Origin of the sequence: Streptomyces sp. NPDC021012 (assembly GCF_044333355.1) — a bacterium.
GTDB lineage: Bacteria > Actinomycetota > Actinomycetes > Streptomycetales > Streptomycetaceae > Streptomyces.
In genome coordinates, this window is the sequence record NZ_JBIRQU010000008.1 from 266,604 (window position 1) to 287,964 (window position 21,361).

Below are 21,361 nucleotides of genomic sequence, written 5' to 3' on the forward strand. Positions count from 1 at the left end.
CCTTGCGAAGGGCACCCCACTCATGCCTGACACCTACTCCGGGACCGTCGTCCCGCTGATCACCCCGCTCGACGAGCACGGCACCGTCGACGAGCAGAGCGTGGTCCGCCTCCTGGACCACATCCGGGCCGAGGTCACGGGCCTCATGCCGGCCCTGACCTCCGGCGAGGGCTGGAAGCTCGACGCCCGCCAGTGGCAGGACGTCGTCACGTACACCGTGAAGCACGCCGACGGCCTGCCCGTCCTCGCCGGCATCCAGCTCCCCGACACCGCCTCGGTGATCGACCGGGCCCGCACGGCGGCCGAGATCGGCGCCGACGCCGTCGTCGTCACCACGCCGTTCGGCGCCGACGTGACGCAGGACCAGATCGTCGAGCACTACCAGGCGATCCGCGCGGCCCTCGACATACCGATCTTCCTCTACAACGAGGAGGCGCTGTCGGGCAATCGCATCGAGTTCGAGACCCTGATCCGGATCTGCAAGGAGATCCCCGGGATCGTCGGCATCAAGGAGTCGAGCGGCGACGCCGCCTTCACCCGCCGGATGGCCGAGGCCGGCACCGGCATCCCGGTCTTCGAGGGCTGGGAGAACCTCCTCGTCGACGCCCGCGGCATCCAGGGCTTCATCGGCCCGCTGGCCAACCTGGAACCCGGCCTGTGCAACGCGATGCTGGTCGACCCGACCCCGGACCGCCAGGCCGAGATCAACACCGTCTGCGAGAAGTACGGCGTCTTCCTCGACGACTGGTACCGCTGGGTCAAGAAGGAACTCCACGCGCGCGGCGTCATCAGCTCCCCCACCACGCACGAGGAGGCGAAGGCGGCATGAGCACCACCCCCGCCTCCGCGGTTCCGGTGGCCGCGCACTCGGTCGCGGCCCCGGCCGCGACCTCCCAGCGCGAACTCCACACCCTCTACCGGCGGGTGCCCAACCTCGGCGACTACGGTTCGATGACCGCGATCGAGGAGCGGTGGATCCTGCCGAAGGCGCGGGCCTACGAGGCCTCCGCCCCGCACTTCGACTCGGCCGGCGAACTGCTCCAGGCGCTCAAGGAGTTCCTCGCCGAGGAGGAGGCCGCGCTCCCGGAGAGCGCGACCTTCCTCGCCGAACACGCCACGCTCGACCAGTTCAAGGTGGTCGTGCGGCAGTTCGCGCTCGACGGGCTCACCGAGTCCGAGTCGCTGCTGCCGGTCGTCCCCCGGCTGCCGTACCGCTCGGCGATGGCGGTCTTCCGGGTCCTCATCGACGAACTCGGCTGCGGCAACGAGGAGAAGGCGCACTCCCAGCTCTACCGGGACCTGCTCACCGAGCTCGGTCTGAGCCTGGAGCTCGACGACTACCTCGACGAGACGGCCCCGGAGTGTTACGCGTACGTCAACATGTTCCACTGGCTGGCGAGCCGGGCCTCGTCTCCCCAGTACTTCCTGGGGGCGTACGCCTACTTCGAGACCAGCGTCCTGTACGCCTTCCAGAGCTTCGCCCGCGCGGCGCGGCGCCTGGGGATCGTCAAGGACGCCTACTACACCGAGCACCTGTACATCGACTCGTACCACAGCAATCACATGCGTACGGCGATCCGGGCGCTCGACGAGCCGGACTTCGCGAAGATCTGGGCGGGCGTGCGGCTGGCCTCCGACATCGTCGGCGAGGCGACGGAGACGGCGATCGCGCGGGCGCGGGAGACCGTCGCATGACGGCCGTGCCCGCCGGGCGGCGGGGCTCCGACGAGCCCGTCGTCCGCCAGGTGACCGAGGACCTGGTCCTGGTCGAGGTCGGCGGCCGCAAGGTCCTCGCGGCCGCCCTCTGCCCCCACCGCGGGGGCCGGCTCAAGTACGGCAGGGTCGACGGGGACAGGCTGCGGATCACCTGCCCCCTGCACCACACGACCTTCGACCTGACCAGCGGCGAGCGGCTCTCGGGGGCGGCCTGCGCCGCCCTCCGGGTGGTCGACGTGCTGCCCGGCCAGGACGGGCGTCCCGAGGTCCTCTCCGGGGGCGCCTCATGACCACCACACCGACCGGGGCGGCGTCCACCGTGACGCCGCCCCGTGCGGCGGTCGACCACGACGGCATCGCGCCGGTGCCCGAGGCGGAGCGCACCTCGACGCCGGGCGACTTCGGCTGGATCTGGCCCTCCGCGCAGTTCTCGTTCGGCACGGTGGTGCTGGGCGCGCTGCCCGTGGTCTTCGGTCTGGGCTGGTGGTCGTCGGCGACCGCGATCGCGGCGGGCGTCGCCGTGGGGACGGCGCTGCTCGCGCCGCTCGCCCGGTTCGGCGTCCGCACCGGCACCAACGATCCGGTGTCGAGCGGGGCGCACTTCGGCGTGCGGGGCAGGGTCGTCGGCAACACCATCACGGTGGTGACGGCGCTCGGCTTCTTCGCGATCGCCGTGTGGACGGGCGGCACGGCCGTCATGGTCGCGGGGCACCGGCTGCTCTCCACGCCGACGGGTCCGGGCGCGCTGACCGTCGCGATGTTCGTGACGGCGGCGGCGGTCGCGCTGGTCGCCGTGCGCGGCCACGAGACGCTGGTCCGCACGTACCGGATCACGGCGGTCACCGGCGGGGCGGTCCTCCTCGGCACCGCGCTCGTGCTCGCCCCGCAGTTCGACCCGGGGTACGCGGGTGGGCCGCTGGCGCTCGACAGCACCCTGCACACCTGGCTGCTCGCGGCGACCGCGTCGGCGACCGTGCCCCTGTCGTACGCCACCTTCCAGGGCGACTACACCCGCTACATGCCGGCCTCCACCCGCACGGGCCGGGTGGTGCGGGCGAGCGGGATCTCGATGTTCCTCAGCAGTCTCGCCGCGCTGCTCACCGGCGCGTACGTGACGACGCTGTTCCCCGTGCCCGACGAGCCGTGGCTGCAGGGGCTGACGGACGCGGTGCCGGGCTGGTTCGCGGTGGCGGTGGTCGTCTTCGGCTTCGCGGGCACCCTCCCGCAGGCCGGGCTCTGCCTGTACGCGGCCGGGCTCTCCGCCAACTCGGTGTTCTGGCGCTCCTCGCGGGCGGCCGTGACCACCGTGGTGGCGCTGCTCGCGGCGGCCGTGCTGTACCTCGGGGCGGTGGTGTACGACGCGATGGACGCCATGTCGGCGTTCGTGACGCTGCTGCTCACGGTCGTGGCCCCGTGGGCGGCCGTGCTCCTCGTCGGGTACGCGTTCCACCGGGGCCGGTACGACGCGGAGGCGCTGCGCGCGTTCACCACGGGCGGCGGCGGACGGTACTGGTACACGGGCGGGGTCAACCCGAGGGCCGCCACGGCCTTCGCGGCGGGTTCGTTCGTGGGCGTCCTCTGGGTCAACAACCCGCTGTACACCGGTCCGTTGACCGGCCTCACCGGCGGGGTGGACCTGAGCCTGCCGGCCTCCTTCGTGGTCTCCGCCGCGCTGTACGGGGCGCTGTGCCGGGTGTGGCCGGAGCCGCTCCTTCCGCCGACCCCGACTTCGAGGTGATGCCATGACCGCAGTCCTGCTGACCGTCCGCTCGGTCGTGGAGGAGGCGGAGGGCGTACGGGGGCTGGTCCTGGCGGATCCCGCGGGCGCCGCACTCGCGCCCTGGGAGCCCGGCGCCCATCTGGAGGTGACGCTGCCGTCCGGCGCGGTCCGGCACTACTCGCTCTGCGGCGACCCGGCGGACCGGAGCACGTACCGGCTCGGGGTGCTGCGGGAGCCCGGGGGCCGGGGCGGCTCGGAGGAGGTCCACACCTCCGTCGGGGAGGGCACGGTCCTGGAGGTCCGGGGCCCGTTCAACCGGTTCCCGCTGGTGCCGGCCGAGCGGTACCTGTTCGTCGCGGGCGGCATCGGCATCACCCCGCTGCTGCCGATGGTCCGTTCCCTGCCGCCGGGGTCCTGGTCCCTGCTGTACGGCGGCCGGAGCCTGGCGACCATGGCGTACCGCGAGGAGCTCTCCTCGCTCCCCGGGGTCACGCTCGTCCCGCAGGACACGGCGGGGCTGCCCGATCTGGACGCCGTCCTCGGCGGGCTGCCCCCGTCGACGGCCGTCTACTGCTGCGGCCCCGAGGGGCTGCTGCGGGCGGTGGAGGAGCGGTGGGCCGGGCCGCTGCACAAGGAGCGGTTCGGTGCGGCGCCGGTGGAGAGGGCCTCCGGCGAGGGCGGTTTCGAGGTCGAGCTGCGGCGGACCGGGCGGGTTCTGCGCGTGGAGGCCGGTCGGAGCCTGCTCGACACCGTGCGTGAGGTGGTGCCGGGTGTGGCGTACTCCTGTGAGGAGGGCTGGTGCGGCACCTGTGAGACGAAGGTGCTCGCCGGGACGCCCGAGCACCACGACTCCGTCCTCGGCGAGGACGAGAAGGCCGCGGGGGCGACGATGATGATCTGCGTGGGGCGCTCGCGGGGCGGGCGTCTGGTGCTCGATCTGTGAGGTCGCTCGATCTGTGAGGTGCGGAAGCCCGTACCGGTGTGTGCCGGTACGGGCTTCCGCGCGTCGACGGCGGGGGTCAGAAGACGACGAGGGCGCGGCCTCCCTTGCCCGCGAGCATGTTCTCGAAGGCGCCCGGGATGCCGTCGAGGGTGATCCGCTCGGTGACGAGGGCGCCGAGGTCGAGGCGTCCGGCCCGGATGTGTCCGGCGAGGACCGGCAGGTCCTGGGCCGGGTTCGAGTTGCCGTAGACGCAGCCGGCAAGGGTGCGGCCCCAGTGGAAGAGCTCCAGGGCGTTGAAGGTGACCTGCTGGTCCTTGCCGCCGATGCCGACGACCGTGGTGCGGCCGCCGCGCCGGGTGGACTCCCAGGCGGTGCGGATGGTGACGGCGCGGCCGACGCACTCGACGGCCACGTCGACGCCCTGGCCCCCGGTCAGCTTCCGGATGTCCTTGGCGGTGGTCTCGGAGGCGACGACGTACTCGGTGGCCCCGGCGGCCCGCGCGAGCGCCTCCTTCTCCGGGGAGACGTCCACGGCGACGATCGTCGACGCGCCCGCGATCCGGGCCGCCTGGAGGGTGGCGAGGCCCACTCCGCCGACGCCGAAGACGGCGACGGTCTCGCCCTCGCGGACCCGGGCCGAGTGGTGGACGGCGCCCCAGCCGGTGAGGACGGCGCAGCCGAGGAGGGCGGCGTCGGTGAGCGGCACGCCGTCGGGGACGGGCAGCACGCAGTTCGCGGCGACGACCGTCTCCTCGGCGAAGGCGGCGACGTTGAGCCCGGGGTGGAGCTCGGTGCCGTCCTCGGTACGGGCGTGGATGTTCGCGGCGCCGGTCAGGGCGTTCGCGCAGAGCCAGACCTCGCCGAGCGAGCAGGGGTGGCAGCTGCCGCAGGACGGCGCCCAGTTGAGGACGACGCCGTCGCCGGGGGCGACGTGGGTGACGCCCTCGCCGACGGAGACGACGGTGCCCGCGCCCTCGTGGCCGAGGACGGCCGGGACGGGCACGCGCATGGTCCCGTTGGACAGGGACAGGTCGGAGTGGCAGACCCCGGCGGCGGCGAGCCGGACCCGGACCTGGCCGGGGCCGGGCTCGGGGAGTTCGATGCCGGTGATCTCCAGGGGGGAGCCTATGGCGGGCAGGACGGCGGCGCGGATCACGCTGTTCGCTCCTTCTGCGCTCAGAACTGGAGGGACTTGGTCTGGAGGTACTCGGAGAGGCCGTGCGCGCCGAGCTCCCGGCCGACGCCGGACTGCTTGTAGCCGCCGAAGGGGGCCAGCGGGTTGAAGCGGCCGCCGTTGATGTCGACCTGGCCGGTGTCCATGCGGCGGGCGAAGGCGACGGCCTCGGCCTGCTCGCCCCAGACGGCCCCGGCAAGGCCGTAGACGGTGCCGTTGGCGATGGCGAGGGCCTCGTCCTCGTCCTCGTACCGGAGGAGCGAGACGACGGGGCCGAAGATCTCCTCCTGGGCGATGGTCATCTCGGGGGTGACGTCGGCGAAGACGGTCGGGGAGACGTAGTAGCCGGTCTCGCGCGGGGCCTCGGGGCCGCCGGCGACGAGCCGGGCGCCCTCCTCGATGCCCTTCTCGATGTAGCCGCGCACGCGCTGCTGCTGCTTGGCGTTGACGAGGGGGCCGACGCGCTCGCCGGGGACGTACTTGGTGACGGCCTCGGCGGCGAGCGCCACCGCCTCCTCGTACCGGTCGGCGGGGATCAGCATCCGGGTCCAGGCGCTGCACGTCTGGCCGGAGTTGGACATGACGTTGGCGATGCCGACGGCGACGGCCTTGGGGAGGTCGGCGCTCGGCAGGATCACGTTGGCGGACTTGCCGCCGAGTTCGAGGGCGACCCGCTTGACCGCGCCGCCCGCGAGGGCGCCGATCCTCTTGCCCACGGCGGTGGAGCCGGTGAAGGAGACGAGGTCCACGTCCGGGTGCTCGGCGAGCGCCTGCCCGGCGACCGGGCCGAGGCCGGTGACCAGGTTGAACACTCCGGCGGGGAGACCGGCCTCGTGGACGGCCTCGGCGAAGAGCTGGGCGGTGAGCGGGGTGTCCTCGGCGGGCTTGAGGACCGTGGTGCAGCCGGCGGCGAGGGCCGGGGCGACCTTGGCGACGATCTGGTGGAGCGGGTAGTTCCAGGGGGTGATCGCGGCGACGACGCCGACGGGCTCGGCGTAGACGGTGGAGTTGCCGACCTTCTCCTCGAAGGGGTGGGTGGCGGCGAGTTCGGCGTACGAACCGGCGACGGCGATCGGCAGTCCGGCGTGCACGGCGGCGGCGAGCTGCGGCGGGGCGCCGAGCTCGGCGGTGACGGTGGCGGCGATCTCCTCGGCGCGGGCGGCGAGCGCGTCGCGGAGGGCGGCGATGCGGGCTCCGCGCTCGGCGGGCGGGGTGGCGGCCCAGCCGGGGAGCGCGGCGCGGGCGGCGCGCACGGCGGCGTCGACGTCCTCGGCGGTGCCGGCCGGGACGTGGGCGATGACCCGCTCGTCCGCCGGGTCGATCACCGGGATGGTGTCCGCCGAGGAGGCGGGGCGCCACTCCCCGCCGATGTACATCGCGTCGTGGGCCTTCATCCGCTGTCTCCTCGGGTCGCCGGTTCCGCGTCTTCCTCGTCGCCTCAAACTAGCGCTGTTAGTTTTCTGGCGCCAGGGTTCGCCGGAGTGCCCCGGGTCTCACCCGGCGGCGCACCACGGCGCCGCTCGATCGTGCCGCTCCGGCCCCCGGGCTGTCCACGTGCGCCTCTCACAGGAGTACGCCCGCGGAACTGGCGGATCCCTCCCGCAGGACATGCCGGAACACGCCCCGGCCGACGGAGCGGCTGGGTTCCGTCGGCCGGGGCGTGCGCGCGTGGGCTCGTTCGGTCAGATCTTCTGGGCGATCTCCGTGAGGTGGGCGAAGACCACGATGTTCGCCTCGTAGCCCTTGCCGCGGTCGAAGGCTCCCCCGCAGGTGAGCAGCCGCAGTTCGGGCCGCCCGGTGGCTCCGTACACCTCCTTGTCGGGGAAGTCGCTCTTCGCGTACGTCCGGACGCGGTCGACCGTGAAGACGGCGACCTTGCCGTCGGCGCGGGCGACCCGGACGGTGTTGCCGGCGCTGAGCGAGTCGAGGTTGAGGAAGATGGCGGGCCCGGTGCGGGTGTCGCGGTGGCCGACGACGACGGCGGTCCCGCGCTCGCCGGGGGCGGGCCCCTTGGCGTACCAGCCGACGACCCGGGGGTCGTCGACGGGCGGGGTGCCGAGCCGTCCCGTGGCGTCGAGGCCGAGTTCGATCACGGGGGCCTCGATGGTGATGGCCGGGACGGCGACCGTGACGGGACGCGAACGGGCCAGCGGAGCGGGCAGGGGCGCGGGCCGCGGGGTGGCCTTGGGCAGCACCCTGGTCTTCGCCTTGTGGTCCAGGGCGGCGGGCGCTCCGGCCGTCGCCCCGGTCCGGGCGTGAGCGGCGGGGCCGGCGGCGAGCGGCGGGTCGGCCGGCTCCCCGTCACCGGCCCACCAGACGCCGCCGGTCACCAGGGCCACGGTCACCACCACGGTCCTGGTGAGCCGGAGCAGGCGCCGCTGTCTGCGCGTGAAGCGGGACCTACGCGGCGCCATTGTCCCGGCGGCGCGAGCGGCGGATCAGGACGAGTCCGGCCGTGCCGGCGAGGCCGGCGGCGACGGCCGCCCCGACGCCGAAGGCGGAGGAGTCCTCGGCGGCGAGCTGCGCGCTGCCGCCGCCGCCCGCGCCGACCGGGCCGTGCGGGGGCCTGCCGTGGCCGTGACCGCCGCTGTAGCCGCCGTTCCCGTTGCCGCCGTTGCCGTTGCCCCCGTTGCCGTTACCGCCGTTGCCGTTACCGCCGTTGCCGTTGCCCCCGTTGCCGTTGCCCCCGTTGCCGTTCCCGCCGTTGCCGTTGTCCGGCGGGCAGTCGACCCGGAAGACCTTCGACTTCGCGGCGCCGTTCTGGCCCACCCACGTCCACTCGACCTTGTACATGCCGGACGGCAGGCCGGTGAGGTCGTCCGTGTGCCCGTCGCCGTTGGCGTCGACGGCGATGCTGCCGTTCTTCAACGAGGGGTCCTGGTTGCCCGGCAGGCCCGGCTGCGCGTAGATGTTCCACTGGATGCTCTGCAGACCGTCGAAGTCGAAGGCGGCGAAGCGGAAGACGCACCCGACCTGGGGCTGGTTGGCCCGGTCGGTGTCGGCGGTGCCCTGCCGGTGGACCTTGACGTCGCCGTTGTCGCCCGGCGCGGCGAAGGCCTGCGGGGCACCCGCGAGGGTCACGGCGCCGAGCGCCAGCGTGGCGAACGCCCCGCGGAGCAGGGTGCGGGTGGGGGGTGTCGTCATGGTGGAGTTCCTCCAGTGGTGAGCACAGCGGACGCATATTGCGATAATCCGACTATCCGTCACAACATGGACACGGAGGGTGGCGCCCCGGCGCGCCACCCTCCGACTTCCACCCGTCCGGCCCACTCCGGGGCCGCTTCGGTCAGATGATCCCGAACAGGATCCCCGCCGCCAGGACGACCAGCGAGGTCAGCGCGGCCCACTTCACCGTGAACCTGGTGTGGTCGCCGAACTCCACCTTCGCCATGCCGACGAGCACGTACACGGCGGGCACCAGCGGGCTCGACATGTGCAGGGCCTGGCCGACCAGCGAGGCGCGGGCGATCTCCAGGGACGAGACGCCGTGGGCCGCGCCCGCCTCCGCGAGGACCGGCAGGACGCCGAAGTAGAAGCCGTCGTTCGACATGAAGTACGTGAGCGGGAGGCTCAGTACGCCGGTGACCAGGGCCATGTGCGGACCCATGCCGTCGGGGATGGCGCCGACGAGCCAGTCGGCCATGTGCTTGACCATGCCCGTGCCGGTGAGGACGCCGGTGAAGACGGCGGCGGCGAAGACCATGCCGGCGACGTTCAGGACGTTGTCCGCGTGGGCGGCGATGCGCTCCTTCTGCTCGGCCGTCTTCGGGAAGTTGACGGTGAGCGCGAGGGCGGCGCCGAGGAGGAACAGCACCGGGATCGGCAGCAGTTCGAGGATCATCGCGGCGAGCAGCGCGACCGTCAGGCCCGCGTTGAACCAGTACAGCCCGGGACGGAGCGTCGCGCGGTTCGGGTCGAGGCCCTGGAACCCGTCGCCCTCGCCCGCACCGGCCGCGTCGCCGGCGGCACCCGTCGCCTTCGCGGCCGCGGCCGCGTCCCCGCCCTTGCGCCCGTCCTTGCCCGCGCCCTTGCTCCCGCCCGCCGCGACCAGCACCGCGTCGGTCTCCGGGACCAGGACCTCGTCGAGCGTCAGGTAGCCGATGCGCTTGCGCTCGCGGCGCCCGAGGACGTACGCCAGGGCGAAGACGAAGAGCAGGCCCACGCCGAGCGCGGGGATCATCGGCACGAAGATGTCGGCGGCGTCGAGCTTGAGCGCGGTCGCCGCGCGGGCGGTGGGGCCGCCCCAGGGCAGCGTGTTCATCACGCCGTTGGCCGTGGCGGCGACACCCGTCATGACCACCAGGCTCATCTTGAGCCGCTTGTAGAGCGGGTACATCGCCGAGACGGTGATCATGAAGGTCGTGGAGCCGTCGCCGTCCAGGGAGACGATCGCGGCGAGCACCGCCGTACCCACGACGACCCGCACGGGGTCCGCCTTGCAGAAGCGCAGGATGCCCCGGACGATCGGGTCGAAGAGACCGACGTCGATCATGACGCCGAAGTAGACGATCGCGAACATCAGCATCGCGGCGGTCGGCGCCAGCTTGCCGACGCCTTCGATGACGTAGTCGCCGAGCTGGGCCCCCTGCCCGACCGCGACGCAGAACAGCGCGGGAATCAGTACGAGCGCCGCTATCGGCGACATCTTCTTCAGCATGATCAGGACCAGGAAGGTCGCGATCATGGCGAAGCCGAGGACGGTCAGCATGGAGGACACCTCACGTTCACCCTTGAACTGCCGCCGAGCGGCGGTGCGGATGACGGTAGGTGCCCCGTTCCGTCGTTAACAAGATGTTGACGCGTGAGCAATACGAGCAAAACCCCAGGTCACGGCGGGGGTAGCCGCTAGGGGCGGCCTACAGGGGCGACACCTCCACGGGAAACCCGTTCAGCACGGCGGTCCCGGAGAGCGGGTCGATCCGGGACCCGTCGAGCAGCTGGTTGACGTTGACGCCGGGGCGCGCGGAGGCCACGGCGAGCCGGGTGCCGGGCCGGTCGTGGCCCCAGCCGTGCGGGAGGCTCACCACCCCCGGGCGCACGCCGTCGGTGACCTCCACCGGCACCTCCAGCTCACCGCCCTCTCCCTTGACCCTGGCCGGCCCGCCGTCGACCAGCCGGAGCCGCTCCGCGTCCTCGGGATGCACCTGGAGGGTGCAGCGGTTCGACCCCCCGCCCAGGGCGGGCGTGTTGTGCAGCCAGCTGTTGTTCGACCGCAGGTGCCTGCGCCCGACCAGCTGGAGGGTCCCCGGCTCCGGTACGGCGTCGAGGGCGGCGCGCAGCCGGGGCAGGTCGGCGGCGAGGGGCTCCGGGAACAGTTCGATCCGTCCGCTGCGGGTCTTGAGGAGCGCGGGCAGGCGCGGCTTCAGGGGCCCGAGGTCGATGCCGTGCGGGTGCGCCTTCAGCTCGTCGAGGGTGAGGCCGTACGGGCCGAGCCGCAGCATCAGGTCGAGTCGCCGCTCGGCTCCACTGACCCCGGAGAGCCGGGCGGCGAACTCCTTGGGATCCTCGCCGTACGCCGGTGAGTGCTCCTGCGTCACGGCCTTGGCGAGGGTCGTGTCGATGGCGAGGTCGTCGACGGCCGACGGCGGGGCGCCGTGCATCCCCGACACGGCGAGGATCAGCCGGGCGTGGATCTCGCACTCGTCCATGCGGTCCGCTTCGAGGGGGACGGCCGCCGGGGTGTAGCGGGCCTGGTCGCGGACGGCGAAGCCGTTGAAGGCGAAGTCGAAGTGGGCGCTCCGGGAGGGCGGCGGCGGGGGCAGCAGGACGTCGGCGTGGCGGGTGGTCTCGTTGAGGTACGGGTCGACGGCGACCATCAGGTCGAGGGAGCCGAGGGCCGCGTCGAGGCGGTCCCCGTCGGGCGCGGAGAGGACGGGGTTCGCGGCGACGGTGATCACCGCGCGGATGCGCCCCTCCCCCGGCGTCTCGATCTCCTCGGCGAGGGCGACGAGCGGCAACTCGCCCTTGACCTCGGGGTGGTGCGAGACCCGGCTGTGCCGGCGGCCGAGGGCGAAGCCCCTGCCCGGTCCGGCGGGGCGCGGGGCGGGCGCGGTGGCGGAGAGCGGGAAGAGCGCGCCGCCGGGCCGGTCGAGGTTGCCGGTGAGGACGTTGAGGACGTCGACGAGCCAGTTGGCGAGGCTGCCGTACGCCACGGTGGAGCTGCCCATCCGTCCGTAGACGGCGGCGGTGGGCGCGGCGGCGAGCTCCCGGGCGAGGACGCGCACGGTGTCCGCGTCCACGTCGCAGGCGGGGGCGACCGCCTCGGGACTGAACTCCCGCACCGCGGCCCGTACCTCCTCGACGCCCTCCACGTGGGCGGCGAGCGGGCCGAGGTCGGTGAGCTCCTCGTCGAAGAGGGTGTGGACGAGGGCGGCGAGGAGCAGCGCGTCGGCGCCGGGGCGGATCGCGACGTGCCGGTCGGCGAGGCGGGCGGTGCGGGTGCGCCGGGGGTCGACGACGGTGAGGGTGCCGCCGCGTCGGCGCAGCGCCTTCAGCCTGCCGGGGAAGTCGGGGGCGGTGCACAGGCTGCCGTTGGAGTCCAGCGGGTTGGCCCCGAGGATCAGCAGGTGGTCGGTGCGGTCCAGGTCCGGCACGGGGACGGCGAAGGGGTCCCCGAAGAGCAGCCCGCTGGAGACGTGCTTGGGCATCTGGTCGAGCGTGGACGCGGTGAAGAGGTTCCTGGTGCGCAACGCGCCGATCAGCAGGGGCGGGTAGAGGGCGCCGGCGATCGTGTGCACATTGGGGTTGCCCAGGACGATGCCCACGGAGTCCGGCCCGTGTTCCTCGACGAGCGGCCGGATTCGGGCGGCGATCGTGTCGAACGCCTCGTCCCAGGTGGCCTCCTGGAGTCTGCCGTCCTTGCGGACCATCGGGGTGCGGAGCCGGTCGGGGTCGGCGTCGATGGCGGGGAAGGAGGCCCCCTTGGGGCAGATGAACCCCTGGCTGAAGACGTCGTCGCGGTCGCCGCGCGCCCCGGTGACGCGGCTCCCGTCGAGCGTCAGGACGAGTCCGCAGGTCGCTTCGCAGAGGGGGCAGATGCGCAGGGCGGTGGGCATGGCGTCTCCCTGGGGGCGTCGGGTGACGCCGAGCATACCGACCGGTAGGCACGGGCGGGAGGGGCCTGTGGAAGGTCAGGAGAGCGAGGGCGCCAGGTAGGCGTGGAGCAGGCACCGCGTCTCGGCGACGAGCGCCGCGTCCCCGCCGGGGTCCGCGCGGAAGGCCAGCCGGACCAGGGCGTCGGCGGTCTCGACGCCGACGAGCACCTTCCGGTGCAGCTCCTCGTCGGCGGCGCGGCCCAGGTGGGTGGCGAGGAGCGCGCAGATCCGTTCGGCGACGAGCCGGTTGGGATCCTCCGCAGCGGCTTCGGCCGCTCCGTCCGCCGCGGCCTCTCCGGGGGCGGCGGCGGGCAGCCCGAAGTCGACGAGCGCGAACCCGGGGACGGTCCGCTTCATCTCGATGAACTCGTCGAGTACGCCGTCGATGGCGCCGTGCGCGTCGAGGATCGGCGCCGCGGCGAACCGGTCCGAGATCCGCTCGGCGTACCGGTCGAGGTTCCGGTGGGCGAGGGCGGCGACCATCGCCCGCTTGTTGCCGAAGAAGCGGTACACGGAACCGATGGGGACGCCGGCACGTGCGGCGACGGTCCGGGTGCTCAGCTGCTCGTACCCGGTCTCGTCGAGGAGTACGGCGCAGGCGTCGAGGATCCGGGCCAGCCGCTCGGCGCTGCGCTGCTGCACGGGGGCGCGGCGGAGCGCCGGCTGGGTTCGGGGGCGGGTCTGAGGCACGGGGTCCATGATGCCGCTCCGGTCCGGATGAGGCGATCAGCGGTCCGGCGCACGGACCGGTCGGCCTTGCGGACGAGGAGGTCGGGTTCGCCGGTGCGGAGCCTCGGCACGCTGCCGGTGCCGTCGGGGAGGGTGACGGGCCGTTCCTCGTGGGCCTGGGCCAGAGGAGCGGTGAACAGGGCCGCGGCGAGCGCCACGAGCACGACCGAGAGCACGGAGACGAGTCTTCGGGTCCACGAGGTCCACGACATGCGCGAGAGAGTAGAGCAATGTTCATCTTCTTGAACCCCCTGCGCGCGCCGATCCGGGCGCCGGAGGCCGGTGCCCCGTTGACGTGGGGCGCGCGGAATCCTACGGTCATCCATAGGATTCCCTCGCGGGCTCAGGACAGGAGCGGTCGATGACCACGGAGCAGGCCAGGAAGACGGCCGAGGCGCTCACCTACAGCACCGGTTTCGGCAACGAGCACAGCTCGGAAGCGGTCCCCGGCGCACTGCCGGACGGCCGGAACTCGCCGCAGCGCGCCCCCCTCGGCCTCTACGCCGAGCAGCTCAGCGGCAGCGCCTTCACGGAGCCGCGGGCCCACAACCGCCGCTCCTGGCTCTACCGGATCCGCCCCTCGGCCGCGCACCCGCCGTTCACCCGGATCGACAACGGCACCCTGGTCGGCGCCCCCTTCACCGAGACCGTGCCGGACCCCAACCGGCTGCGCTGGAACCCGCTGCCCGAGCCGGCGCCCGGCACCGACTGGCTGGCCGGCCTGTGGACCCTCGGCGGCAACGGCGACGCGACGCAGCGGGCCGGCATGGCCGTGCACCTCTACCACGCCAACGCCTCCATGGAGCGGGTCTTCGGCGACGCCGACGGCGAGCTGCTGATCGTCCCGGAGCGCGGCGGCCTCCTCCTCCGCACCGAGCTGGGCCTGCTCGCCGCCCACCCGGGCGAGGTGGCGCTGATCCCGCGCGGCGTCCGCTTCCGCGTCGAGCTCCTCGACGAGACGGCCCGCGGTTACGTCTGCGAGAACTACGGCGCCCCGTTCCAGCTCCCGGACCTCGGCCCGATCGGCGCCAACGGCCTGGCCAACGCCCGTGACTTCCGCGCCCCGGTCGCCGCCTACGAGGACGTCGAGGGCCCGGTCGAGGTCGTCAACAAGTACTGCGGCAACCTCTGGTCGGCGACGTACGGCCACTCGCCGCTCGACGTCGTCGCCTGGCACGGCAACCACACCCCGTACGTCTACGACCTGCGCCGCTTCAACGTCATCGGGACGATCTCCTACGACCACCCCGACCCGTCGATCTTCACCGTCCTCACCTCGCCCTCCGACACCCCGGGGCTCGCGGGCGTCGACTTCGTGGTCTTCGCCCCGCGCTGGCTGGTCGGCGAGGACACCTTCCGCCCGCCGTACTTCCACCGGAACGTGATGAGCGAGTACATGGGCCTCATCGAGGGCGCCTACGACGCGAAGGCGGAAGGCTTCGTGCCGGGCGGCGGCTCCCTGCACAACATGATGTCCGCGCACGGCCCCGACCGGGAGACCTTCGACAGGGCGAGCGCCGCCGAGCTGAAGCCGCAGAAGATCGACGACGGTCTCGCCTTCATGTTCGAGACCCGCTGGCCGGTGACCGCGACCCCGCAGGCCGCGACCGCCGGTCATCTGCAGAAGGGATACGACGACGTATGGCAGGGTCTTGAGCGCCACTTCCGGCCGTAATGTCTCGGCCGTAAGCCCGTAGCCTTTTCGTACGGAGATCCCGTGACCGCCTTCGCTCCCGACTCGCTGGTCCTGAACCGCAAGCTGCCGCTCTGGTATCAGGTCTCGCAGTCGCTGCGCGCCTCGATACTGGGCCGCACGCCCGACGCCTCGCTGCGGCTGCCCACCGAGGAGCAGCTCGCCGCGCACTACGGCGTGAGCGTGCTGACCATGCGCCAGGCCCTCAAGGAACTGGAGGAGGAGGGCCTGATCAGCCGGCACCGGCGGCGCGGGACCTTCATCGAGCCGGGCGCCCGGCGGTCCACCCCGCGCCGGCTGCTCGGCTCGATCGACGCGATCGTGGCCCAGCAGTCCGGCGAGCGGACGACGGTCCTCGGGCACGGCGCCGAGCCGGTGCCCGGGGAGCTCGCGGAGTACTTCCCGGACGTGCCGGAGGTCGTGGCGTACCGGCGGCTGCGCAGCGACGGGGAGACCGGCGAGCCGACGAACTGGGCGGAGAACGCGGTCCGGCCCGAGCTCGCCGCCGCGATCGACCCGGCCGACCTGGAGCGCTGGCCGATGACGAAGGTGCTGCGGGACGTCGTCGGCGTGCGGATCAGCCGCATCACGGACACCGTCGAGGCCCGCCTCGCCGACCCGGAGACGGCGGGACTGCTCCGGGTCCCGCTGCTCTCCCCGATCCTCCACTACACCGGCGTCACCTACGACGAGGACGGCCGCGTCGTCGACGTGGCCCGCATCCGCTACCGCGGCGACCGCTTCTCCTTCACGGTGACGGTGGAAGCGCACTGACCGCCGTCACTACCATGCGGGGCGTGACGGAAGCCCCCGGCGCTGTCGACGACGCGCCCCTTCTCGACGAGCTGATGCCGTGGTCCGTGGCCCCGCTGCGGTTCGGGCGGTCGTGGATCGTGGCGCCCGACGTCCGCACCCTGCGGACCCGCTGGGACCGGCTCGTGGCGGCCGAGGGGGCCGAGCGGGAGGCGCTGTTCCGGCCGAGCCGGGCGCGGAGCCAGACGAGCGCGGTGGGGGCGCTGCCCGGGCAGCGGACCGGCACGACGCGGTTCGCGCGCGAGTCGGGACCGTGTCCGGAGCCGGTGCGGGTGGCGCAGGGGCCGTTCGACGAGCAGTGGCTGCTGCCGGACCACCGGCTGATCGACACCGCACGGCCGGAGCTGTGGCGGGTCGCCGGGGAGCCGCAGCTCTTCGCCGTGGAGCAGGGGTACGTGCCGGGGGCGGCGGGACCCGCGCTCCTGGTGACGGCCGCGCTGCCGGAGGGGCGTTCCCCGGCGGGCCGGCCGGGCCGCATCCGGCCGCTGTTCCGGCGCCCCGGCGGCCGGGAGCCCAATCTCGCGCCCGGCCTGCTCGACTTCCTCGGGAAGCGGTACGGGTGCGAGGTCGGCGCCCATGACTGGCTGGCCTGGGCGGTGGCGGCGGCCCTCCCCTCCCCCGCCGGGTGCCGCGTCCCGCTCCCCCGGGACCCGGAGGTGTGGGCCACGGGCGTGGCGCTCGGCCGCGACCTCGCCGACGTGCAGCTGCGCGGCGCCCTGAGCGGGACGAAGCCCCGGATGCCCGGCGGACGGCGGCCCTATGTGCGGGCGGCGGTCCCGGCACGGCCGGCCACGATGGCGTACGACCCCGAGGAGGAGGTCCTCGATCTCGGCGGGGGCCGGATCTCCCCCGTACCGGTGGAGGCCTGGGAGTACCGGGTCGGCGGGGTGCGGGTCCTGGAGCAGTGGTTCGCGCACCGGACGGCCCCGGCGGAGCCGGGCTCCCTGGAGGCGATCGGGCCGGCCGCCTGGCCGCAGGAGTGGACCTCGGAGCTCCTCGACCTGGTCACCGTGCTCGCGCTGCTCGGGGCACGGGAGCCGGAGCGGGCCGCCTTCGCCGAACGGACGGCGGGCCGGGAGGAGCTGCGCGCGGCCGGGATCCTTCCCCCGCCGGACCGGGCCCGCCGTCCCGCGTCCGTCCTGGACCATCAGGAGGAGGGCCCGGAGGGGCAGTTCATGCTCCTGTGACCGGCGCTCCCGGGGCCGGGGTGTCGAACGAGTCGAGCAGCCGGGCGATGGTCATCGCGAAGATCTCGTCCGCTTCGACGGGGGCGGCGGGCGCCTCCGCGAGCAGTCCGGCGAGGTGCGGATAGCGGCCGCTGGCCACCTGCCCCATGAGGTAGGCGCCGCGCACCGCCTGTTCCTCCGCCTCGGACCAGGGCAGTCCGCGGGCCCGTTCGGCGATGGCCTGCTCGTTGGCGACGGTCGCCATGACCGTGCCGTTGACCATGGCGATCAGCTGCATCTTCAGCCCGGCGGGCGCGTCCAGCGGGGCGAGGCAGCCGAGGCACCACTCCAGGAAGCGCAGGGCGTTGGGGCTGAAGCCGTAGGCGGTGGTCATGATCCGGGCCAGCCAGGGGTGCCGGTACATGATCGCGCGGCTCTGGTGCGCGATGCCGGTCATGTCGGCGCGCCAGTCGCCGCTGGGTTCCTCGGGGAGCTCGTACTCGCCGCTGACCGCGTCGACCATCAGCTCGTACAGGTCCTCCTTGCGGGGGACGTAGTTGTAGAGCGACATGGTGCCGCAGCCGAGTTCGGCGGCGACGCGGCGCATGGAGACCGCGTCGATGCCGTCCGCGTCGGCGATGCGGACGGCGGCGTCCACGATGTCCCGCCGGCTGTAGGCCGGTTTCGGGCCTCGGCCCGTGCGCTCGGGCCGCGCCCAGATCACTTCCGGTACGGCCGCTCGGCCCGCCATGGATCATCACCTCGCTCACCATCGTAGTTACGTACGCCGTACGTAGTGGGGTATGGTCGCGCCATGACGACTACGTACGCTGTACTTAGTGAAGGCCTGCGGAAGCGTTACGGCGACGTCCACGCCCTGCGCGGCCTCGACCTCGCCGTCCCCGAGGGCACGGTCTGCGGCGTCCTCGGCCCCAACGGCGCCGGCAAGACCACCGCCGTCCGCGTCCTCACCACCCTGGTCGCGCCCGACGCGGGCAGCGCGCTCGTCGCGGGCCACGACGTGGTGCGCGACCCGGCGGGGGTACGGAAGCGGATCGCGGTCACCGGTCAGTACGCCTCCGTCGACGGCGACCTCACCGGTGCCGAGAACCTCCGCCTCTTCGCCAAGCTGCTCCGCGCCCCGCGCTCCCGCGCCGACGAGCTCCTGGAACGGTTCGGCCTCACCGCGGCCGCCGGACGGCCCGCCCGCACCTACTCCGGCGGCATGCGCCGCCGCCTCGACCTGGCCGCGAGCCTGATCGTGCCGCCGCGGGTGCTCTTCCTCGACGAGCCCACGACCGGGCTCGACCCGCACAGCCGCAACGGGATCCGGGACGCCGTAAGGGAGTTGGCGGAGCAGGGCACGACCGTGCTGCTGACCACGCAGTACCTGGAGGAGGCCGACCAGCTCGCCGACGACATCGTGCTGATCGACGAGGGGCGGGCCGCGCAGCGCGGCACCCCGGCCGAACTGAAGGCGCTCGTCGGCAGCTACGCCGAGGTCGTCGTCGCCGGACCGTCCTCCCTCGAAGCGGCCGCGGCAGTCCTCGACCAGCTGACCGGCTCGGCACCGGTCCTGGACGCCGAGCGGCGCACGGTCGGCGCGGTGACCACGGACACCACGCTCACCCTCCCCCGGATCGTCCGCGAGATCGACGCCGCCGGGGTCCACATCGTCGACGCCTCCCTGCGCCCGCCCACCCTCGACGAGGTGTTCCTGCGCCTCACCGACCGGAAGGAGCTCGTCGCGTGAGCGCCCTCGCGCACGACGGGACCGCCGTCCTCGGCCGCCACCTCCGGCGGATCAGGCACGCGCCCGCGATCACCGTCATGACCCAGACGATGCCGATCGTCTTCCTGCTCTTCTTCGGATACGTCTTCGGCAGCGCCCTCGCCGCCCCCGGCGCCGAGTACCGGGCCTACCTGGTGCCCGGCATCCTCGTGGCGACGGCGGCGGGCGGTCTGATGACCGGCATGCTCCAGGCCGCGCAGGACGCGCACCGGGGCGTCATGGACCGCTTCCGGACCATGCCCGTGAGCCGGGCCGCCGTCCCCCTCGGACAGGCCCTCGCCGACCTGCTCGCGAACGCCGTCGGCACGGTCCCGCTGATCCTCGTCGGCCTCGCCATGGGCTGGCGGATCGAGGGCACGCTCCCCGAGGCCCTGGGCGCCTTCGGCCTGCTGCTCCTCTTCCGCTTCGCGACGACCTGGATCGGCATCCTGCTCGGCCTCGCCTCGAAGAGCGAGGAGGCGGCCGGGCAGCTGGGCAGCGGCGCCTTCATGCTGCCGCTGCTCTCCAACGCGTACATCCCCACCGACGGGATGCCCGGCTGGCTGCGGACGGTCGCCGAGTGGAACCCCGTCTCGGCCGTCACCACGGCGGTCCGGCACCTCTTCGGCAACGCGCCGGTCCCGGCGGAGGCCGCCTGGCCCGTGGCCCACCCCGTCGCGGGCGCGCTGCTCTGGTCGCTCGGCCTGATCGCCGTCTTCGCCCCGCTCGCGGTGCGCCGGTACGCCCGGGGGTGACGCACCCCCTGATGACAGGGACCGGCCGGGCACGGTAGGCAGGACGGTCATGAGCACCCAGCCACTCCCCCTCGCCGGGATCACCGTCGTCGCCGTCGAGCAGGCCGTCGCCGCGCCCTTCGCCACCAGACAGCTCGCCGACCTGGGGGCCCGCGTCGTCAAGATCGAGCGCCCCGACGGCGGCGACTTCGCCCGGGGGTACGACACGGCCGCCCGGGGCCTCGCCTCCCACTTCGTGTGGTGCAACCGAGGCAAGGAGTCGGTGGCGGTCGACCTCAAGGACCCCCGCGGCCTGGCGCTCGTCCGGAAGCTGGTGGCCGGCGCCGACGTCTTCGTGCAGAACCTGGCGCAGGGCGCGGCGGCCCGCCTCGGCCTCGACGCCGCCACCCTGTGCGCGGCGCACCCGGAGCTGATCGCGGTGGACGTCTCGGGGTACGGGGCGGAGGGGCCGTACGCGCACAAGCGGGCGTACGACATGCTCGTCCAGTGCGAGGCCGGGCTCGTGTCGGTGACCGGCACGCCCGGACAGCCCGTCAAGTCCGGGATCCCGGCCGCCGACATCGCGGCCGGGATGTACGCGTTCTCCGGCGTCCTCGCCGCCCTCGTCCGGCGCGGCACGACCGGCCGGGGCGGCCCGGTGGAGGTCTCCCTGCTCGACTCGCTGGCCGAGTGGATGGGGCATCCGCTGCACCACGGGATGCACGGGGGCACTCCCCCGGCGCGCACGGGGCTCGCGCACGCGGTGATCGCCCCGTACGACGCCTATCCGACGGCGGACGGCGGTCTGGTCCTGCTCTCCGTGCAGAACGACCGGGAGTGGCGGCGGCTCGCCGAGCAGGTCCTCGGCCGACCCGAACTGGCCGACGACCCCGGCTTCGCGACGAACACGGCGCGGGTGGCGGGGCGCGCCGAGACGGACGCGGTGGTCGCGGCGGCGCTCGCGCCGCTGACGGCGGCGGAGGCACTCGCCCGGCTCGACGCGGCGGGCGTCGCCTGCGCCCGCCTCAACTCGGTCGCGGAGCTCGCGGACCACCCGCAGCTGACGGCCCGCGACCGCTGGCGGGCGGTGGAGTCCCCGGTGGGACCGCTGCGTTCCCTGCTGCCGCCGATCGTGTTCCCCGACGCCCCGGAGCCCCGTATGGACCGCATCCCCGCCCTCGGCCAGGACACGGACGAGGTGCTCGCCGAGCTCGGGGTGCCGGAGGCCGAGGTGAAAGAGCTGCGCGACGCGGGCGTGATCACCTGACGGGGACTCGGGCGCCGTACGGGGGGATGCACGGGGCCGCCGTACGGGCACCAGGCACTCGACCGGCCCCGGGCACGACAGAGCGCCGGACGGGCGGGGACACGTCCGGCGGGGTCGTGGTCGGGGCCGTACGGGCGGCCGGGGTGTCGGGGCTAGCGGCCCGTGCCGAAGAGCGAGCGGCGCAGGCGGCGGAGCGGGGCGAAGAGCGAGACCCGCGCGCTGCGGCTGCGGTGGCTGTGCACCGGCACCTCGCGCGTGCGCGTCGTCAGTTCCCGCATGAGCAGGGTCGCCTCGGCCACCTCGCGCTGAGGCAGCGCGGGGCCACCGAGCACCGCGAGATGGCGGTCGAGCCGCGAACTGGTCGCGCTGCTCCCGCAGGTGATGGCAGGCACACGCGGCCTGCTGCGCATTGCTATCTGTTCCATGTCACTCCCCACCCGTACAAGGGCACCCGACCCGGGCAGGCTAACCCTATCGCCCCACCGCGACACCCGTGTATCCCGGCGGCGGGATTCACCGCACTCGTACGGGGGTTGACGGT

Annotated in this window: 20 protein-coding genes; 11 read left to right on the plus strand and 9 right to left on the minus strand. The window is 73.6% G+C overall.

All coding sequences use genetic code 11. From position 1 onward, the window contains the following. Positions 1-22 precede the first annotated feature (22 nt). Genes ACH4TP_RS26635 through ACH4TP_RS26655 form a run of 5 tightly spaced genes read left to right on the plus strand, consistent with a single transcriptional unit; the run spans position 23 to position 4,379 of the window. Positions 23-829, plus strand: coding sequence for a dihydrodipicolinate synthase family protein (locus ACH4TP_RS26635; protein ID WP_398186192.1), 807 nt, complete (start codon positions 23-25; stop codon positions 827-829). Then, positions 826-1,695, plus strand: a complete 870-nt coding sequence (locus ACH4TP_RS26640) for an iron-containing redox enzyme family protein (RefSeq protein WP_389228595.1) — start codon at positions 826-828, stop codon at positions 1,693-1,695. Before ACH4TP_RS26635 ends, ACH4TP_RS26640 begins: the two co-directional genes overlap by 4 nt. Beyond that, positions 1,692-2,006 (plus strand): Rieske (2Fe-2S) protein, encoded by a 315-nt coding sequence (locus tag ACH4TP_RS26645; RefSeq protein WP_398186189.1) that lies wholly within the window; start codon positions 1,692-1,694, stop codon positions 2,004-2,006. The genes ACH4TP_RS26640 and ACH4TP_RS26645 overlap by 4 nt, the downstream gene beginning before the upstream one ends. Then, the gene (locus ACH4TP_RS26650; RefSeq protein WP_398186186.1) at positions 2,003-3,454 is read left to right on the plus strand and encodes a purine-cytosine permease family protein; all 1,452 of its coding nucleotides are present in this window, start codon (positions 2,003-2,005) and stop codon (positions 3,452-3,454) included. Before ACH4TP_RS26645 ends, ACH4TP_RS26650 begins: the two co-directional genes overlap by 4 nt. A 4-nt stretch (positions 3,455-3,458) precedes the next feature. Continuing rightward, entirely contained in the window at positions 3,459-4,379 is a 921-nt protein-coding gene (locus ACH4TP_RS26655; protein ID WP_398439324.1) for a PDR/VanB family oxidoreductase, read from the plus strand. A 76-nt stretch (positions 4,380-4,455) separates the two neighbouring features. On the opposite strand, the gene ACH4TP_RS26660 is transcribed toward ACH4TP_RS26655, so the two are convergent. The 7 genes from ACH4TP_RS26660 to ACH4TP_RS26690 all read right to left on the minus strand — a co-directional run bounded on the left by ACH4TP_RS26660 (position 4,456) and on the right by ACH4TP_RS26690 (position 13,346). Continuing rightward, complete coding sequence (locus tag ACH4TP_RS26660) at positions 4,456-5,535, minus strand: Zn-dependent alcohol dehydrogenase (RefSeq protein WP_398186182.1); 1,080 nt, start codon at positions 5,533-5,535, stop codon at positions 4,456-4,458. A 20-nt stretch (positions 5,536-5,555) separates the two neighbouring features. Then, positions 5,556-6,947, minus strand: coding sequence for an aldehyde dehydrogenase family protein (locus ACH4TP_RS26665; RefSeq protein WP_398439325.1), 1,392 nt, complete (start codon positions 6,945-6,947; stop codon positions 5,556-5,558). 288 nt (positions 6,948-7,235) lie between these two features. Continuing rightward, the gene (locus tag ACH4TP_RS26670; RefSeq protein WP_398186179.1) at positions 7,236-7,967 is read right to left on the minus strand and encodes a class F sortase; all 732 of its coding nucleotides are present in this window, start codon (positions 7,965-7,967) and stop codon (positions 7,236-7,238) included. Beyond that, positions 7,954-8,697: a hypothetical protein gene (locus ACH4TP_RS26675; protein WP_398439326.1), complete on the minus strand. Its 744-nt coding sequence runs from the start codon at positions 8,695-8,697 to the stop codon at positions 7,954-7,956. The genes ACH4TP_RS26670 and ACH4TP_RS26675 overlap by 14 nt, the downstream gene beginning before the upstream one ends. A 142-nt stretch (positions 8,698-8,839) precedes the next feature. After that, entirely contained in the window at positions 8,840-10,261 is a 1,422-nt protein-coding gene (locus tag ACH4TP_RS26680; protein WP_398439327.1) for a CitMHS family transporter, read from the minus strand. A 148-nt stretch (positions 10,262-10,409) separates the two neighbouring features. Further along, entirely contained in the window at positions 10,410-12,608 is a 2,199-nt protein-coding gene (locus ACH4TP_RS26685) for a molybdopterin-dependent oxidoreductase (protein WP_398439328.1), read from the minus strand. Between the two features lie 75 nt (positions 12,609-12,683). Next, positions 12,684-13,346, minus strand: coding sequence for a TetR family transcriptional regulator (locus ACH4TP_RS26690; protein WP_398439329.1), 663 nt, complete (start codon positions 13,344-13,346; stop codon positions 12,684-12,686). Positions 13,347-13,737: 391 nt separating this feature from the next. Between ACH4TP_RS26690 and hmgA the strand changes: the two genes are divergently transcribed. Genes hmgA through ACH4TP_RS26705 form a run of 3 tightly spaced genes read left to right on the plus strand, consistent with a single transcriptional unit; the run spans position 13,738 to position 17,069 of the window. Next, positions 13,738-15,051 (plus strand): homogentisate 1,2-dioxygenase, encoded by a 1,314-nt coding sequence (hmgA, locus tag ACH4TP_RS26695; protein ID WP_398439330.1) that lies wholly within the window; start codon positions 13,738-13,740, stop codon positions 15,049-15,051. A gap of 42 nt (positions 15,052-15,093) precedes the next feature. Continuing rightward, entirely contained in the window at positions 15,094-15,843 is a 750-nt protein-coding gene (locus ACH4TP_RS26700) for a GntR family transcriptional regulator (protein WP_389228629.1), read from the plus strand. A 14-nt stretch (positions 15,844-15,857) separates the two neighbouring features. Continuing rightward, on the plus strand, positions 15,858-17,069 hold the full coding sequence (locus ACH4TP_RS26705; protein ID WP_398439331.1) for a type ISP restriction/modification enzyme: 1,212 nt from the start codon (positions 15,858-15,860) through the stop codon (positions 17,067-17,069). Here the strand turns inward: ACH4TP_RS26705 and ACH4TP_RS26710 are convergent. Further along, positions 17,056-17,799, minus strand: coding sequence for a TetR/AcrR family transcriptional regulator (locus tag ACH4TP_RS26710; RefSeq protein WP_398439332.1), 744 nt, complete (start codon positions 17,797-17,799; stop codon positions 17,056-17,058). The genes ACH4TP_RS26705 and ACH4TP_RS26710 overlap by 14 nt on opposite strands. A gap of 63 nt (positions 17,800-17,862) precedes the next feature. Here ACH4TP_RS26710 and ACH4TP_RS26715 point away from each other — a divergent pair, with 63 nt between their 5' ends. From ACH4TP_RS26715 to ACH4TP_RS26725, 3 genes are read left to right on the plus strand one after another with little or no spacing between them, the layout of a single operon-like run. After that, on the plus strand, positions 17,863-18,801 hold the full coding sequence (locus ACH4TP_RS26715; protein ID WP_398439333.1) for an ATP-binding cassette domain-containing protein: 939 nt from the start codon (positions 17,863-17,865) through the stop codon (positions 18,799-18,801). Beyond that, positions 18,798-19,574 carry an ABC transporter permease gene (locus tag ACH4TP_RS26720; protein ID WP_398186156.1) on the plus strand — a complete coding sequence of 259 codons (777 nt, stop codon included), beginning with the start codon at positions 18,798-18,800 and terminating at the stop codon, positions 19,572-19,574. Before ACH4TP_RS26715 ends, ACH4TP_RS26720 begins: the two co-directional genes overlap by 4 nt. Positions 19,575-19,623: 49 nt before the next feature. Then, positions 19,624-20,820: a CaiB/BaiF CoA transferase family protein gene (locus tag ACH4TP_RS26725; protein WP_398439334.1), complete on the plus strand. Its 1,197-nt coding sequence runs from the start codon at positions 19,624-19,626 to the stop codon at positions 20,818-20,820. 152 nt (positions 20,821-20,972) lie between these two features. On the opposite strand, the gene ACH4TP_RS26730 is transcribed toward ACH4TP_RS26725, so the two are convergent. After that, positions 20,973-21,245, minus strand: coding sequence for a hypothetical protein (locus tag ACH4TP_RS26730; protein ID WP_389228646.1), 273 nt, complete (start codon positions 21,243-21,245; stop codon positions 20,973-20,975). Positions 21,246-21,361 lie beyond the last annotated feature (116 nt).